At 54.7% G+C, this 17,141-nt stretch carries 10 protein-coding genes and 3 tRNA genes; 4 read left to right on the top strand and 9 right to left on the bottom strand.

Translation table 11 applies throughout. The features are described 5' to 3' along the window. Nucleotides 1–35 precede the first annotated feature (35 nt). The 3 genes from ACO7SM_RS04295 to ACO7SM_RS04285 all read left to right on the top strand — a co-directional run bounded on the left by ACO7SM_RS04295 (nucleotide 36) and on the right by ACO7SM_RS04285 (nucleotide 364). A tRNA-Met gene (locus ACO7SM_RS04295) sits at nucleotides 36–112 on the top strand. Nucleotides 113–161: 49 nt separating this feature from the next. Next, nucleotides 162–238, top strand: a tRNA-Met gene (locus ACO7SM_RS04290). Between the two features lie 49 nt (nucleotides 239–287). Further along, nucleotides 288–364, top strand: a tRNA-Met gene (locus ACO7SM_RS04285). Nucleotides 365–452: 88 nt separating this feature from the next. On the opposite strand, the gene amiC is transcribed toward ACO7SM_RS04285, so the two are convergent. Next, nucleotides 453–1,706 carry an N-acetylmuramoyl-L-alanine amidase AmiC gene (gene amiC / locus ACO7SM_RS04280; protein ID WP_490469833.1) on the bottom strand — a complete coding sequence of 418 codons (1,254 nt, stop codon included), beginning with the start codon at nucleotides 1,704–1,706 and terminating at the stop codon, nucleotides 453–455. Between the two features lie 233 nt (nucleotides 1,707–1,939). Here amiC and argA point away from each other — a divergent pair, with 233 nt between their 5' ends. Next, nucleotides 1,940–3,271, top strand: a complete 1,332-nt coding sequence (argA, locus tag ACO7SM_RS04275) for an amino-acid N-acetyltransferase (protein WP_490469832.1) — start codon at nucleotides 1,940–1,942, stop codon at nucleotides 3,269–3,271. Nucleotides 3,272–3,476: 205 nt separating this feature from the next. Here the strand turns inward: argA and recD are convergent, their stop codons facing one another. The 8 genes from recD to ACO7SM_RS04235 all read right to left on the bottom strand — a co-directional run bounded on the left by recD (nucleotide 3,477) and on the right by ACO7SM_RS04235 (nucleotide 17,037). Next, the gene (gene recD / locus ACO7SM_RS04270) at nucleotides 3,477–5,321 is read right to left on the bottom strand and encodes an exodeoxyribonuclease V subunit alpha (protein WP_490469831.1); all 1,845 of its coding nucleotides are present in this window, start codon (nucleotides 5,319–5,321) and stop codon (nucleotides 3,477–3,479) included. Then, nucleotides 5,321–8,860: an exodeoxyribonuclease V subunit beta gene (recB, locus tag ACO7SM_RS04265; RefSeq protein WP_490469830.1), complete on the bottom strand. Its 3,540-nt coding sequence runs from the start codon at nucleotides 8,858–8,860 to the stop codon at nucleotides 5,321–5,323. The genes recD and recB overlap by 1 nt, the downstream gene beginning before the upstream one ends. After that, a complete protein-coding gene (ptrA, locus tag ACO7SM_RS04260; protein ID WP_490469829.1) occupies nucleotides 8,853–11,741 on the bottom strand; it encodes a pitrilysin in 2,889 nt (962 codons plus the stop codon). The genes recB and ptrA overlap by 8 nt, the downstream gene beginning before the upstream one ends. A gap of 175 nt (nucleotides 11,742–11,916) precedes the next feature. Then, nucleotides 11,917–15,288 carry an exodeoxyribonuclease V subunit gamma gene (recC, locus tag ACO7SM_RS04255; protein ID WP_490469828.1) on the bottom strand — a complete coding sequence of 1,124 codons (3,372 nt, stop codon included), beginning with the start codon at nucleotides 15,286–15,288 and terminating at the stop codon, nucleotides 11,917–11,919. Between the two features lie 12 nt (nucleotides 15,289–15,300). Then, nucleotides 15,301–15,624 (bottom strand): prepilin-type N-terminal cleavage/methylation domain-containing protein, encoded by a 324-nt coding sequence (locus ACO7SM_RS04250; protein WP_490469827.1) that lies wholly within the window; start codon nucleotides 15,622–15,624, stop codon nucleotides 15,301–15,303. Next, on the bottom strand, nucleotides 15,609–16,016 hold the full coding sequence (locus tag ACO7SM_RS04245) for a DUF2509 family protein (RefSeq protein WP_490469826.1): 408 nt from the start codon (nucleotides 16,014–16,016) through the stop codon (nucleotides 15,609–15,611). Before ACO7SM_RS04245 ends, ACO7SM_RS04250 begins: the two co-directional genes overlap by 16 nt. Beyond that, nucleotides 16,013–16,576, bottom strand: coding sequence for a prepilin peptidase-dependent protein (locus ACO7SM_RS04240; protein WP_490469825.1), 564 nt, complete (start codon nucleotides 16,574–16,576; stop codon nucleotides 16,013–16,015). The genes ACO7SM_RS04245 and ACO7SM_RS04240 overlap by 4 nt, the downstream gene beginning before the upstream one ends. Then, a complete protein-coding gene (locus tag ACO7SM_RS04235; protein ID WP_490469824.1) occupies nucleotides 16,567–17,037 on the bottom strand; it encodes a prepilin peptidase-dependent protein in 471 nt (156 codons plus the stop codon). Before ACO7SM_RS04235 ends, ACO7SM_RS04240 begins: the two co-directional genes overlap by 10 nt. Nucleotides 17,038–17,141 lie beyond the last annotated feature (104 nt).

Raw genomic sequence — 17,141 nt, 5'->3', positions numbered from 1 at the left:
GAAAACGTTAGCAGAGTATAGTGCGCATCCACGGACGCGGGGTGGAGCAGCCTGGTAGCTCGTCGGGCTCATAACCCGAAGGTCGTCAGTTCAAATCTGGCCCCCGCAACCAATACAATGTGAAGAAAAAGACGTTACTTGTTCGTAGAGTAACAGACGGACGCGGGGTGGAGCAGCCTGGTAGCTCGTCGGGCTCATAACCCGAAGGTCGTCGGTTCAAATCCGGCCCCCGCAACCAACACATTGTGAAAAAGAAGAAGTTACTCGATGGAAGAGTAAAAGACGGACGCGGGGTGGAGCAGCCTGGTAGCTCGTCGGGCTCATAACCCGAAGGTCGTCGGTTCAAATCCGGCCCCCGCAACCAACAACATTAAGCACCCTTACGGGTGTTTTTTTGTTTCTGGCGTTCGGAAAAAATAGCTGTAAAAAAAGCGCTTTTCAGCGCTTTTTTATTATCCTCTTCTCGCCAGCGTCGCCCCATCGGCGAAGTAAGCTTTGATCCCCGCCAATATCGACTCCGCCACTTCCTGCTGGAACGTCGCTGTTTTGAGCTTCCGCTCTTCTTCAACGTTACTGATAAAGGCAGTTTCAACCAGAATCGAAGGGATGTCTGGCGCTTTCAACACGGCAAACCCGGCCTGCTCTACCTGATTCTTGTGCAGGTTGTTGATCTGACCCAGTTTCTTCAGCACCGCTTTCCCGAACTTCAGACTGTCGGCAATGGTCAGCGATTGCACCATGTCGAACATCGTATGATCGACGTAGCGATCGCCGCTTTTACTGACCCCGCCGACCAAATCCGAGGCGTTCTGCGTTTGCGCCAGGTATTTTGCCGCCGTACTGGTTGCGCCTTTGGTGGAAAGAGCAAACACCGACGACCCGCTGGGCTGTCGACTGGTAAATGCATCCGCGTGAATTGAGACGAAAAGGTCGGCACGCTGTTTTTGAGCTTTCGCGACGCGCACTTTCAGCGGAATGAAGATATCTTCGTTTCGCGTCATATAGACCTTCATGTTGCCCTCTTTCTCGATCAACGCCCGCAGGCGACGGGCTATCTGCAACACCACATCTTTTTCACGCGTTTTGTATTTGCCCACAGCGCCGGAGTCTTCGCCGCCGTGCCCCGGATCGAGCATGATCACAATCGGACGATCGCGCCCCGCTTTACCCGGTTGCGGGCCGCTCTGCGCGGGCGGAACCTGTTTCTCCAGATCGCCTTTGTTGTAATCCTCAAGCAACGCCAGCAGCGGATCCTGCATGTCCTGCGCATTGGCAGGATAGAGATCCATGACCAGACGTTCTTTAAAACCCGCCACTGGCGCGAGGGCAAACAGTTGCGGCTTCACGTTCTGCTTCAGTTCAAACACCATGCGCACGGTCTGCGGATCAAACTGCCCCACTCTTGCCGATTTGATGTAGGGATCATCCGGGCGGATCTGAGTTCCGATGCCTTTGAGCACAGAGTTCAGGTTCACACCTTCAATATCCACCACGACGCGCTCAGGATTACTCAGGGCGAATTGCTTGTATTTCAACTCGCGGTTCGATTCCACCGTCACGCGGGTGTAACTGGATGCTGGCCAAATACGAACCGCAACGACCTGACTGACCGCAGCCAGACCGACCTGGCTTACGCTCAATAGCCACATGGCGCCCGCCCCTTGCAGTAAACGACGACGGCTGATTGGTGGATTGGATCCCGACATGCTTCTCCCGAGCAAAACAAATCTAACGGTGCTGATTTACAAAACGTCTGAATTGACCGGAAACTTTAGCGAATGACGCATAATCTGTCATCTATAAAACGGTAAACTTTCTTTTTATATTCACGGTATTACTGATAAATACCTTCGATGGCAGGCAAAATTGCACTTGCGCCCGGAGAAAAAACAGAATAAAAATACACAAAATACGAATAATCATGCAAAGAGGGTGTGCCATGGTGAAGGAACGTAGAACCGAACTGGTACAGGGATTCCGCCATTCTGTTCCCTATATCAATACCCATCGGGGGAAAACGTTTGTCATTATGCTGGGCGGCGAAGCCATCGAGCATGAGAATTTCTCCAGTATCGTCAATGACATCGGACTTCTTCACAGCCTCGGCATTCGCCTGGTGGTCGTGTATGGCGCACGTCCACAAATCGACGCGAACCTGGCCGCACACCATCATGAGCCGGTGTACCACAAAAATACGCGTGTCACGGACGCCAAAACCCTGGAACTGGTCAAGCAAGCGGCGGGGACATTACAACTGGATATCACCGCCCGTTTGTCGATGAGCCTCAACAACACGCCGCTACAGGGGGCGCACATCAACGTGGTCAGCGGCAACTTTATCATCGCACAGCCACTGGGCGTTGATGATGGCGTCGATTACTGCCACAGCGGGCGTATCCGTCGTATTGATGAAGAGGCGATTCACCGCCAGCTCGACAACGGCGCGATTGTTCTGATGGGCCCCGTCGCCGTCTCTGTCACCGGTGAAAGTTTTAACCTGACCTCAGAAGAGATAGCCACCCAGCTCGCCATCAAACTGAAGGCGGAGAAAATGATTGGCTTCTGTTCCTCGCAAGGGGTTACCAACGACGATGGCGACATTGTTTCTGAACTGTTCCCGAATGAAGCGCAGGCCCGCGTTGAAGCGCAGGAAGAGAAAGAGGATTACAACTCCGGCACGGTGCGTTTTCTGCGCGGTGCGGTGAAAGCCTGTCGCAGCGGCGTACGTCGCTGCCATTTGATCAGCTATCAGGAAGATGGCGCGCTGTTACAGGAATTGTTCTCGCGTGACGGTATCGGCACGCAGATCGTGATGGAAAGCGCCGAACAAATCCGCCGCGCCAACATTAATGATATTGGTGGAATTCTCGAGCTTATCCGCCCACTGGAACAGCAAGGGATTCTGGTGCGCCGTTCCCGCGAACAACTGGAGATGGAGATCGACAAATTCACCATTATTCAGCGTGATAACCTGACCATCGCCTGCGCGGCGCTGTATCCTTTCCCGGAAGAAAGGATCGGCGAAATGGCCTGCGTGGCGGTGCATCCAGATTATCGCAGTTCATCACGAGGAGAAGTCCTGCTGGAGCGGATTGCCGCCCAGGCCAGACAAATCGGGCTTAGCAAGCTGTTCGTACTGACCACGCGGAGCATTCACTGGTTTCAGGAGCGTGGCTTTACGCCGGTGGATATCGACCTGCTCCCCGAGAGCAAAAAAGAGATGTACAACTATCAGCGCCGTTCAAAAGTGTTGATGGCGGATTTGGGGTAGCGGGTTGATACGGTGTCCGTCTGATAAAACCGTTTCACGTCGCCATCGGGCACATTGCCGGATGGCGCTTACGCTTATCCGGCCTACAGTGCGAATCTGGTCGCCATCGGGCACATCGCCGGATGGCGCTTACGCTTATCCGGCTTACAGTGCTAATCTGGTCGCCATCGGGCACATCGCCGGATGGCGCTAACGCTTATCCGGCCTACAAATCCTGCTGCGTATTACCTTCGTTAAACAAGGCCGACAGCCCGCTACGACGCTCGGTACGGGTCGCGATTGCGCCACTCAACACCCGTTCATCGGTATACAGCGACAGGCGACGGCGCGCGCGCGTCACCGCGGTATACACCAGCTCGCGCGTCACAACCGGCGTACGCTGCGTGGGTAGAATAAGCGCCGCGTGATCAAACTCCGAACCCTGAGATTTATGCACCGTCATCGCCCAGGTCGTTTCATGTTCAGGAAGACGACTCGGCTGCACAGATTTAATAACGCCGTCCGGCATCGTAAACCAGACTCGCAGCCCCTGACCGCGATCGAGCGCAATGCCGATATCGCCGTTAAATAATCCCAACGCGCTGTCGTTTCGCGCAATCATCACCGGCCGCCCTTCATACCAGCGCGAGTGCGCAAGAGTGGCAATTTTACGTTTTTCCCGCATCACGTGTTCGATACGTTCATTCAGTCCTTTTACGCCAAATGGCCCTTCGCGCAGCGCACACAGCAACTGGTAATCATTGAACGCCTGAATGATGGCATCGGGTTCCGCCCCCGCCCGAACCAGATCAAGATACCGCCCGTACCCAGCCATTGCCTCATCCAGCATCGCGGCATAGTCTTCACTGCTCAGCAGCGTGCGTTTTTCAATGTCGCCAAATCCCTGCTGGAAGACCGCCTTAATTGCAGATTTATCGCCGCAATTAATAGCGGCAGCCAGTTGCCCAATGCCGGAATCACTGCCAAAACGGTAGCTTTTTTGCAGCAGACAGAGGCTGTCACGCAGTGACGCGGCGGCTTCTGTTTCTGCGCCTGCCAGAACCTGGCATCCGGTAAGCCGACTGAGCTGTTGTGCACGTGCGGGCGTAAAGCCGTCCTTCACACAGGCACAGATATCCCCCAGCACAGCGCCCGCCTCAACGGATGCGAGCTGGTCGCGATCGCCCAGAAAAATGACCCGCCCGTGCGGCGGCAGCGCCTCAATCAGGCGCGACATCATCGGCAGGTCAATCATTGATGCTTCATCGACCACCAGCACGTCCAGATGCAGCGGGTTGCCAGCATGATGGCGCAGACGCTGGCTGCCAGGCTGCGCGCCTAACAGCCGATGCAAAGTGCTGGCGTCATCCGGGATCCGTTTTTTTTGCTCATCGGTAAGCGGTAGCTGGCGTAATGCTTTCCCCAGCGATTCCGTCAGTCGCGCCGCCGCTTTGCCCGTCGGTGCCGCCAGCCGGATACGACAGCGTTCGCCGTCAGCCATCTGAATCAACGCCGCCAGCAGCTTTGCCACGGTCGTGGTTTTGCCCGTGCCGGGGCCACCGGAAATCACCGAGATACGCCGGGTCAACGCCACGGCAGCCGCCACTTTTTGCCAGTTGATTTCATCAGTGGGAGGGAAAAGCGCATTAAGCGTCTGGGTTAGCTGCTGCTCATCCAGTTCAATGGCCTGATTCACCTCGCTAAAAAAACGCGCTACCGTACGTTCATTACGCCACATTCGGTTCAGATAGAGGCGGTCGTCGTGCAAAATGAGCGGCGTTGGCTGTTCGCCACGGCTAACCGCGGCAGACGTTAACAGGCGTTGCGTCCAGTCGATGCGCTCTGGCGCTTCTTTGAGCCATGTCTGCAACAGCGGATGCGCGTCCTCTGTGTTGGCCAGCCGCGAAAGCGGCAGACAGACGTGGCCTTCCCCCGCATCACGACTGAGCAATGCCGCCGCCAGCGTCACCGCTGGATCGTCATTGCCAGCAACCGCCAGCGCAAACTGCGCATCCAGCGGCCTTAACTGTTTTTGTTCTACCGCATCCAGTAAGCGTTTCTGGATTGTCATTACGCCTCCTCCCCTACCAGGCCTGCAAACATCTCGTCCATCTGTGCAATTAATTCGCGGTCTGGACGGGTCGCGTAAATGCCTTGCTGTGGTTGTTCGCTATCCACGCCGCGCAGGAAGAGATAGATAACGCCGCCGAAATGGCGCTCGTAGTCGTAGTCTGCGATGCGATGGCGCAGATACCGATGCAGGGCCAGGGTATACAACTGGTATTGCAGGTCGTAACGGTGCGCCTGCATCGCCGAGGCCATCGTCTGTTGGGTATAGGCGGCACTGTCCTCGCCAAGCCAGTTAGATTTGTAATCGAGCAGGTAATAACGCCCTTGATGGCGAAACACCAGATCAATAAATCCTTTCAACATGCCGCGCACCTGCATAAAGTCCAGCGGCGGGCACCCGGCAGAGAGCGGATCGTACTGGCGAATCAGCGCATCCAGTTGGCGGGCATTCAGCGGCTGGGCTATTGGCAGATAAAATTCCATCTCGACCTGTTTTTCTCGGTCGGAGAGCTGACGCAGACTCACGCCGGTATCGTTAAGCGGCGCCTGTAAGACGGCCTCCAGCCACGCGGTCAAAACCGGTTCCCAGTGAGCGTCGAAGCCTCCCAACGCCAGTCTTTCTTGTACCCAGGCGGCATCAACAGACTGAGTAAAATCGAGGTCTTCAAACAAGCTGTGCAGGAAAGTGCCCGGCGATGCGCCGCGCGGAAACTGATGTGGGGTTAACCCCGGCTCAACCGTCACCTCAGCGACACCGGCGGCATCAACATCAAGGCGAGGAATTAAGTCCTGTGCAACACTGTGACCCCGCTGCTGTAGGCCGGAATAACTGGTTACGCGCCAGCTATCACTCAGGGAGCGTTGTAACACTTTCGCGCTCAGTTCGGCGCGGGCGGCTTGCGCCACCTGCCAGCGCTCGGTGTCCGGCGCGCCCGCTATTTGCAGGGCAATATCTTCGCCACACAACGATTCAATACACGCGCGAAGCCCGGCGGCATCTTTCGGTTCCCCTTTTTGCAGCAGACGACCCAGCGCGCTCTGGTGAACATCCGTCTCCCCTTTTTTATCACTACGGCGGCGCACCAGCGGCGCAACGCCGAGACTGCAATGCCATACCGAACGGGTCAGCGCAACATAGAGCAAGCGGAGATCTTCCGCCAGCCGTTCAGCTTCTGCCAGTTCAATACTCTCGTCGGCCTCGCTGAGATCCAGTACCGCTTCAAATGAGCGGCGATCGTGATAATAGGCCTGATCCTGAATACGGAAATGGCTAATAAAGGGCAGCCAGACCAGCGGATACTCCAGCCCTTTCGATTTATGAATGGTGACGATTTGCACCAAATGCTTATCGCTTTCCAGACGCATTTGCTGGCTGGAGGCATTGCTGTCGGGTTCCAGAATATGCTGCGAAAGCCAGCGAACCAGCGCATGTTCGCTCTCCAGTTGCGATCCCGCTTCCTGCAAAAGTTCGCTGACGTGCAGAATATCGGTCAGGCGGCGCTCGCCTCCCGCTGTCGCCAGCAGGTTTTCCGCAATATTTCTCTGCGACATTAGCGCGCGCAGCATCGGCATCACACCGCGTTTGCGCCAAATCTGACGGTAGCCGTCAAACTCCTCCACAACCGCGTCCCAGGCGTTCTCGTTATCATTAAGTCTATCGATGTCCTGCGCATTTAGCCCCATCATCGAGGCGGCAAGCGCGCTGCGCAGCGTATTTTCGCGCTCAGGCGTCATCACCGCCTGTAAAATCCACAGCAGCTCTTGCGCTTCAAGGGTGTCAAAAACGCTGTCGCGGTTAGAGAGATAAACTGACGGGATATCCAGTTGCGTCAGCGCATCACGAATCTGGGCGGCTTCCTGACGACTACGCACCAGTACGCTGATATCCGAAGCGCGAACGGGTCGCGAGGTTTTGCCACTGTTCAGCAGCGCCTGACCCGAGTGTCCCGCCTTCAGCCAGTCACGGATTTGCGCGGCGCAAATGTGCGCCATGGTGCTTTGGTAGTCGCCAATGCCACAACTCTCACCGTCCATTAACCACATGCGCATGGCGGGTTGCGTCTCACCGTTCAACACAAATTGCAGCGCCTGGTTTTTATCAGCGGACTTCACCGGCGTGAACGGGATCTCGCGGAACATGAAGGCATCATCCATCTGAGCAAACAGCGTATTGACGCTGTTGACCATGCCGGGCGCAGAACGCCAGTTCGTGTCGAGCGTATAGTGCGCCGTCACCTCGCTACGCGCCTTCATATAGGTGAAGATATCCGCGCCGCGAAACGCGTAAATCGCCTGTTTTGGATCGCCAATCAGCAGCAGCGCCGTCTCCGGTTGATGCTGCCAGATGCGGCGAAAAATTCGGTACTGTTGTGGATCGGTGTCCTGGAATTCATCGATCATCGCCACCGGAAAACGACCGCGAATGGCCGACGCCAGCGCCTCGCCGCTTTCACTTTGCAGCGCCGCATCGAGGCGGCTGAGCATGTCATCAAAGCCTAACTCCCCCCGACGCTGCTTTTCCCTGGCGACCGTTTGCCGAATCTCCGCCAGTGCCCGGGTGATAACCAAATCGCGAATCGTCAGCGGCTCTGCAAGGAGTTCATCAATGGCCACAAACAGTGCGTGCTCAGGCGTGACGCCGCCCGCTTTGGTTCGCTCTTCTAAAAAGCGCTGCGAGAATTTCTCCAACGCTTCAGGTAACTGATAAGTCTGCGTTTCTGCCTGCGCCCATGCGGTTATCTTCTCGATCCATTTTGCCTGGTTACCACGGTTGAATTTTCTGCGATCGATGCCTGACGATTCGATCAGCGCGTCAAGCTCCTCAACGGATTCGCACCATTGCTGTTTGATCCGGATGATTCGCGCCAGAATCTGCGCATGGCGCGATGCCAGCGTCTCTTCGTCTGACGGAGGCGCTTTAATCACCGGCGCTTCACCCTGCAGATAGCGGTCAATATCTTTCAGCAGCGCCTGCGGGCCTTTCCATGTTTCAAAGACAACCTGGGCAATTTCCCGCGGAAGTGGGTAACAGTGACGACGCCAAAAATCCGCACAGGCCTGATAACGCAGGAGGGATTCGTCTTCAATGAGCTGTTGCTCAAATAACATCCCCGACTCGAACGCGTTAAGACTCAGCATGCGCTGGCAAAAACCGTGAATGGTGAAGACGGCAGCTTCATCCATCTGCCGTTCGGCCAACAATAACCACTGTGCGGCCTGCTTTTTATCGTTAATTTCGTCTAACAGGCGGGCATAGAGCGGGTTGTCGGTCGATTCCCGCAGACAGGCAATGCGCAATTCGTGGATATTACTGCGGATTCGGCCGCGTAGCTCTTCGGTGGCGGCCTCGGTAAAGGTCACCACCAATAACTCTTCTACGGTTAACGGACGGGGAAAGGCGGCAGAGCCGCCCAGTCCAAGTAGCAGGCGCAGATAGAGCGCTGCGATAGTAAAGGTTTTGCCAGTGCCTGCGGACGCTTCAATCAGGCGCTCGCCCGTGAGGGGCAAGCGTAGAGGATCAAGAGACTCAGCATCATTCATTCTTTTCACTCATCAGGGGCAAGGTTTGCTGCAACGCGCTGACGGTCTGCCACACTTTCCCGCCTTCCAGGGTCGCATATTCTGCTTTCCCGTTCTGGCTTCCGGAAACCTGTGACAGTATCGCCATGCCTTGCGGCTCTACCACCGCCTGATGGAAGAAGTCGGCAAGTTTTTGCGGCGTCAGCAGTTTAATCTGAGCCACGATTTTATCACGCGAATCGAAGCGCATATTACCCCGATCGAAATCTTTGCTTAATTGCGAAGCCTCCGCGCCCAGCGTTTGCGGCGCTTCTAACATTTGCGTAATGACCGCCTGCTGAATTTGTGCAAACTCGCCCGGTTTCATTGCCCGCAGCTTCGCTTCCGCCGTCGGGAAAAAGGCTTTATAGCGTTCCCAGAGATACGCCGGCTGTTTGTCGCTGCTTTGCAACAGGAAGCCCATTCCCCACTGACGACCCACGCTCATCGGAAAAGCAAACACCGCATAGCCTAACTGCTCTTCGGTACGCAATTGGTTGTAGAACCATGGCTGAACGATTTGCCCCAACATGGCGCTGTACGCGGTGCTGGTGTATTCATCGTATCCCGCAGGTACAAACACCGCCGCCAGCGCAGAGTCCGTGCTGCTGCCCGCTTTTTCAAAAATGACCGACTGTTTTTTATCGACCAGCACATCTTTGTTGCGACACCATTCAGAACCCTTTGCGCCCAACTGATTCTGGATATCCTGCGCCATGGTTTTGGCCTGCGCTTCGCTCATGTTGCCGATAACCAAAAACTCCGGACGGGCCCCCACTTTTAACGCATCGCGGTACGCCATAACCTCTTCCAGGGTGATTGATGGCAACAACTTACGGCGTTCATCGCGTGAGAAGTAAGGCACCTGAGACATCATCTGCACAGGCATAATGGCCTGATCGTAGGCTTTACCTTTCTCGGCAGAGTCCATCATCTGCACATACCAGGACTTCGCCTGTTCCAGTTGCTCTTGTGTCGCAGAGTAGCTGAAGTAGCCTTCCAGCAACGCCTGGAAAAGCTGCGGCAAACGCTGGGTGTAGCCATTGGCGTTCAGCATCAAGCCATTATTGGCGTTAGTCGAAAAACCTATCCCGCCCACCGCGGCCTGATTACTTAACTGATCAAGCGCAATACCGGCCAGATAATCATTCAGCGCAAATATCACCTGATTTCTGGCGCTGTTCATGGCTTTTGGATTACGCAGCACCACGCTCACATCGGCTTTTGGCTCACTGGCAAAGTAACGGCTCGGCGCGTACACCACGCGTAAATCCGGTTTATCGATGATCAATTCCGGGTGCGCATATTCCTTCTCGTTCTTAATCAACGAGAAGTCATCAGGAATGTAGGGGTTGAGCTCCGGCAGGGAGAGCGAAATCGCCTGCGCTTTTTGCTGCCACTGGGCAAAGGTGTTGTCGTCGATTTTGTTGACCTGATAAGGGGCATCAACAAAGTAGGCGGTTTTGTTATGTGGCTCATTCGGACTGATGTACCAGACGCGGGCATTCTGCGGCGTCATCATCGCCAGTCGGGCTTTTACCGCATCAGCGTCATACTGATCGGCGATGTTAACCGCATCGAGGGTATGGGCGACAGGTACGCGAATCATGGTGTCAGCCAGCCATTCCACGTAATCCATATCACGGGTGATGGACGGATAGCGGAAGTCGAGATCCAGGACGTGCGCCAGCTCATCAAAGTAGCGTTTATCCACGCCTTTTTCACGTAACAGATTGAGATAGCTAAAGATGGCCGCGACAACTTCATCACGATTCGCCAGACCTTTGTCGGTAAGCGTGGCTGAAATGGCCAGTACACCGCTGTTACCGTTGACGACAGGATCGGAATCCGCGCGAATACCTTCCACCAGTCCTTGCTTTTGCAACCAGTCAGAAAGGGTGCCCGGGCTACGATTACCAATCAGATAGGTCACCAGCTCGTCGGTTTTGCTACGGAACTGAGCGCTGTTGTTGTCGATACGAAACTCGACGCGCAGCACTTTACGCGGCAGCGCAGGCACATAATGGATGATGACCCCTTTTTGCGCGTCAGTGACTACCGGAACCGTGATTTCGGGTTTTACGGTATTTTTATTCGGTACCCGACCATAGGTGTCAGCAGCAATACGCGCCAACTCTGGCAACGGTTTATTGCTATAAATCACCGCCTTCATCAGGTTGGCTGAATAGTATTTCTCATGAAATTCCTGCAAAGCCTGCAACACCGGCTTACCGGGTTTGTCGCTTAACGTTTGCAGATTCCCGCCAGAAAAACGTGAGCCGGGGTGCGCCGGGTTAATGGTTTCCGCACTCACCTGCGCCATACGCATACCATCTCGCGTGCGCGCCAGTGTCAGTTCAGCGTTAACGGCATTGCGTTCGCGTTCGGCATATTTTTTATCCAGCAAGGGCGCTGCGATGGCATCGGCCAGGCGATCCACCGCCCCCACCAGCGCATCGTTCTCAACCTCCAGATAGAAGGCTGTGCGATAAGGCGCGGTGCTGGCATTGTGGCTGCCGCCGTGCATCTTGAGGAATTCAGACAGACTGTCAGCCTGCGGATATTTTTTCGAGCCCATCAGACTCATGTGCTCAAGGTAATGCGCCAGCCCCTGGTGCGCTTGCGGGTCTTCCAGCGATCCCACAGGAACCACTAATGCAGAAAGCGACTTTACGGCTTGCGGATCGGATACCAGCAAGACCACCATGTCATTATCCAGGCGTACGGCCTGATACTGACGGGTGTCTTTATCACTTTTACGGATGGTATCTGCCAAAGGCTGCCAACCTGTATCTGCCTGACTTAAAGGTGCCCAAAGGGCGACAAACAACAATAACGCGCTGAACCAGGTGCTGCGGGGCATTCACGAACCTCATCATTAACTTTCATTCCTGCTCGTACCCCACGCCACGAGGACATGTTTTTGAACAGGGCAAAGACTTTGTGCTGAACCCGTCAGCCTCTCTTAATGTAAAAATCAGTCCGTGACAGAAAACGCATGATAGTAGAAGACTCTCAATTGCGCAATTTTTATACAATCATCGAGACTGATTAAAACGAAATAACGGTAATAAATAGTGCTGCGACGTCTGGATAATGGCTTCCATGGTGTCTGGTTCCAGATGACGCCACAGGCGCTGATACCAGATGTCATCCCCTTCGCCACGCACCATCACGTTGCCTTCGTACGCCTGCAAAAACTTAGCCCTGGCTTTTTGCAGCGTGTCGTCGTCATCTACCATGGCATCATTTGCCGCGTCGTAACAGGTTTTTATCCATGCGCCTCCGCTTTCAGGTAGCACGAAGAGCGGGGAAGACATGCCTGCCCGATAACCGTCAATCAACTGCGCCAGGTAACCCTGCGCCTGCCCGGCCTCCATCGGCGGAAAACGCCATTCCCCTTCTTTACGCAGGAATAAACGACTCTCCCCGGTTCCTCCGCACGCACAATAGACAAGATGTTCCAGCCAAAGTTGCATTCCCTGAGCGACGCTGATTAATGATGGACGCCAACGCAACAACCCATCCTCCTGTACTTGCGGTAGCCAACCGGTCAGGTGTACGCCGTTACAGATGAGATCGATTTCCATGCTCTGACATGGCTGGCGACAGGCGATGACTCTCTGTGCAAGGCCTTGCATTTCCTGATGTTGCGTATCCCAGAGGATCTCGCCAAACGCGCCATAGGGCAGATCTCCTGCTGCGCGGAATCGGCGAAACAGGCGTTCGGCGTCCTCCTCCTGCACCAGGGCGTTAAGCAATTGCTGATTGAGCTGGTAACGGCTTAATCCTTCGAGGGTGAACGGCTCGGTTTCAGGAATATCGCTCTCTTCGGAGCGGAAATTCACCTGCAGGCGCATCTGGAAAAACGCGCGTACCGGATGCGCCCAGAACCGCTGCAGCGCTTCCAGTGTGAGTGTTTCAGGCATGACATAGGAGATAGGCTGTACAAAATTAGCATGCGCCTCCCCGGCCTGATTTGCCGCTGGCAGCCATTCACGGGCATAACTTTGCCACTCACCAGGCAGATAGTTTTGCGCATCAAAAGGCATACGGGTATGCAGGTGAACGATATGCGCTTTTACACGCGCCTCGCTCTCATCAGAGGTCAGTAACGCATCGCCAGGCAAATAGTGACTTTGCCCGATGTAATCCATCAACTCCTGAACCAATACTGACGGGAATCGTTCGCTGTTATCCTGAATGGAACGCCCAATGTAGCTGATGTAGAGTGTCTGCTGCGCGGAGATCAGCGCCTCAAGAAACAGGTAGCGATCGTCGTCACGACGGCTGCGATCCCCGCGTTTCGGTTTCTGATTCATCAGATCAAAACCGAGGGGCGCCAACTGTCGGGGGTATACTCCGTCGTTCATACCGAGCAGGCACACCACTTTGAAAGGAATAGAACGCATAGGCATGAGCGTACAGATATTCACCGGCCCGGCGAGAAAACGCTGGCTGATGCGTTCCTGATCTAATCGTTGCGCCAGCTCATCACGCAGTAGCGTCAGCGGTACTGCGTCGGCATACTCAGCGCCAACGCCCTCAGAAATCATCGCCTGCCACTGTTGCTCAATGAGCGTCATTGCGGCTTCTGTTTCCGTGTCTGGCTGGAAAAAATCATTCAGCATGTTACGGCAAACCGGCAGCCAGGCGTCCAGAGGACGTTCTTGCGCCAGCTCCCGACGCCAGATATTTAACTGCATCAGTAACGAGGCCAGATGACCTACCAGCTCGGCAATCAAACCGCTGGATTCGTCATACGGAAGCACCGACTGCCACTCTCCCTGCGCACTTTCCATGGCGTATCCCAGCAACATGCGTGTCAAACCAAATTGCCAGGTGTGCTGGCCGGTGGCGGGTAGCGCTAACTCGCGGACGTTGTCATCATCAATTCCCCAACGAATTCCCGACTCATTGACCCACAGGCGAAGATAACGCAGTCCTTCTTCATTGATATTAAAACGGGCAGCCAGAACAGGGACATCCAGCAATGCCAGTACATCTTCAGAGACAAAGCGGCTGTCCGGTAACGAAAGCAGACTGATAAATGCCTGCAAAACCGGGTGCGACTGACGGGCGCGACGATCCGAAATAGCATAAGGCAAATAGCGTTCAGCAGGCGCGCTGCCGAACACCGACTGAATAAACGGACTGTAGCTGTCGATGTCCGCCACCATCACAATAATGTCCCGCGGCGTCAGCGTGGGGTCTGCTTCCAGCATGGTAAGCAGTCGGTCATGCAATATTTCAACTTCTCGTTGCGGACTGTGGCAAACGTGAAAACTCACGCTGTTGTCGTTCGGGTCGAGCAGTCGTTTATTGTCGCTACGGGAATACTCGTCAAGATTCACCCCAGCCACCGCGTGGCTTTCTAACTCAAGGATGTCTGACTGAATGTTATGCAGCAGATTGTCCGGCGTGATATCAACGAACGCATCCAGCTCCTGCGCGCTGTCCAGCTCAGAAAGCAGATAAATATAATCCCGCCCCAGTTTTCCCCATGACGCTAACAGGGGATTCCCCACGTCCTGTTCGCCGTCGCTGTTAAATAATCCCTCTGCGTTTTGACCGTCGCGAAATAGCGGCAAATGGCGGTCTTCAAAGCTGTGACGACGCTGGCGAGCCATCAGCTTTGCCAGATACGCCGGATCTTTGATATCGCCCCAGTAGTAGCGACAGGGGTTGGTAAACAACAGGTGAATTTCGATATGTTTACCCAGCGCCTGTAACGCCTGAAGATACACGGGCGGCAACGCGGAAATACCACAAATAAAGACGCGCGACGGTAATCCCGCCGGGCAGGTTGCTGCGTTTTCCAGCGTCTGAATAAAACGCTGATAGAGATTGGCGCGATGCCAGCGAGGCTGCCCCAGTTCTTCTGTGTACTCGACCAGCGCCTTCCACAGAGGCGCTTGCCAGATTTGAGCTTCTCCCAGCCCTTCAACTAAACGCCCCGCTTCCCAGTGCGTGAGCCAGTCCGGGCGGTAGACCAGATACTGGTCAAACAGATCCGCAGCGCGAGAAGAAAGCTGAAACAGCTTGCGTTTGTCTGTGTCGTCAATCAGGTAGTTGCGCAGTAAGGCAAAGTCATCCTGATGCAGCAACTTCGGCAGCAAGGTCATTAACTTCCAACTCATGCTTTGCTTGCTAAAGGCGCTTTCTTTGGGGATCTCCGGCAGTACGCGCACGAACATATCCCAGATAAAACTCGCCGGCAGCGGAAAATCAATATTGGCGGCGATACCAAATTTCTGTGAAAGGGTCATCTGTAGCCACTGCGCCATACCGGTGCTCTGCACCAGTATCATCTCCGGCTCAAACGGATCGTTCAGACGCTCGCGCTCGACGATAAATTCCATCAACTCTTCCAGCACGTCCAGACGATTAGAGTGGTAGACCCTTAACATAGAAACTCCTGGCTACTGACTTGTTGGGCAATGTAAGCGCGTCATTTGGCCTTGTCTGCCCAGGGGAGAAATAAGTTTACTGCTGATGCTGACACATCCCGCCGATGTTGTCTGCATTCGGCTGACCTGCCAGTTCTCAGGCGGTGAAAATGAACGCAACGCCGTTTGCTGCCAGCCGTTTCGCCAAAGCTGCTGATACTGACTTTTAACGGCAAAGCCGTTCATTAATTCACGCTGATAGCCTGACAGCGCCGTAACGACCATCACCATTAAAAGCAGCGCCAGCATCACTTCCGGCAAGCTAAAACCGCGTTGTGTATTCAGGGTATCTGACATAGAAATACCTTGTTTAATGGACAAAAATCACTCCAGCCCTGCGAAGAAAAGACCAGGCGCCTCTCCTCAACGTTTCCAAGACGCCAAAGGGAAACGTCTTCATATTGTGCAATCAGCAAGAGTTCATCATCGGAAAGCACACGCAGACAAACGCGCGCTTGCGTCGACAAATACGCCCGGCACTGTACCGTGGGTTGCAGCAGCCAGGGCTGTACTCGCCCCCACTCCATCGCTGACTGCACAACGACCTGGCGTTGTAATGACTGACTTTCCATCGCGACACGGTTCGTGAAACTGACCTGCTGTTGATTCATCCCCTGGAGCATCAAACTCCCCAGGATCAGCAGCAACAGCACCATTGCCAGCGACGATACGCCCTGTTCACGGTTCACTGATTGAACCCCGTGACGCTGTAATCAGCCTCAATCGCTATCCGGGGTTCCGATGTAGTCGCCCCCCGAAGATGAACAGTGAGGATCGGCGAAAAACCCGCTATTTGCTGGCGTTCAACCTGAAATGTCGTTACCAGGAGAGTCTCAGGATCGGTCATTTTATCCCACCCTTTACCTTCGCATGACGTCGCCCCGCGCAATGTTTCAAGCGCCTTGTCTTTTAAACGAAATCCCGTTTGCTCAGCATCTTTAACCGGTAACGCGTCCCAGACGCCGTTATTGTTTGCATCCCACTGCGCAATGACGCAGTCCCCTTGCGCGGTAATCACCAGCCCAACACCGGCGCATTTTCCATGGCAGTATCCCGCTCGCTGTAGATGCTTTGCCACGGTATAGACGCGCTGCCAGAGTTCATCCTCCAGCGAAAGCTTGCGCGTGTTGTACAAAATCTCACGCTGCAACGCAGGTAAAAACCTGGCCGCCCCCATCAGTAAAATGCTGCTTATCGCCATGGCGATCATCACTTCCAGGAGGGAAAAACCCCGCTCGTTTACCGGCATACATCCCCTTCATTGCGCTCGCAAAGTCTGATTCGTCCCATCCCGGAGACGATCACTCGCCACTCGCCTGCGGCATTTCTCAGATAAATATGTCCAGCCCACGCGGTGTTTCGTAAGCCGAAAAATGCCAGTGACGGCGTTATATCCACCATCTCGACATCGGCCCATAACGGCGTAAAGACGAATGCGTTCTTTGATGCACAGGTGCTTTGTGGGACAACCGAACTGATGAAACACCATGACGCGCCCTCCCTGTTGATGCTGATGACATGATCCCGGTTATGCCAATTGGCGTCCTCACGCAGTTGCAGCAAGTAATCACGCACCTGAAAAGCGGTTTGCCACAGGCGTTGCTGTTGCTGCCAACGTTGCCAGCCATACAGCCCCGTAGCGCTGAGGACGGCAATCAGGAGCATCGTCACCATCATTTCAATAAGCGTGTAACCCTGCTGTTTTTTCATGACGGCAGTATGGAACGATGAGGAATAAACACGAGGGGAGAATTCAGACGGTGCGAGGCGCTACGAGGAGTGTTTACGCTGTTGCAGTACGTTGCACTATTTCG

The sequence above is a fragment of the Citrobacter sp. LJND-P06 genome (assembly GCF_058188415.1).
This window is presented reverse-complemented; position numbering and strand designations above follow the sequence as displayed.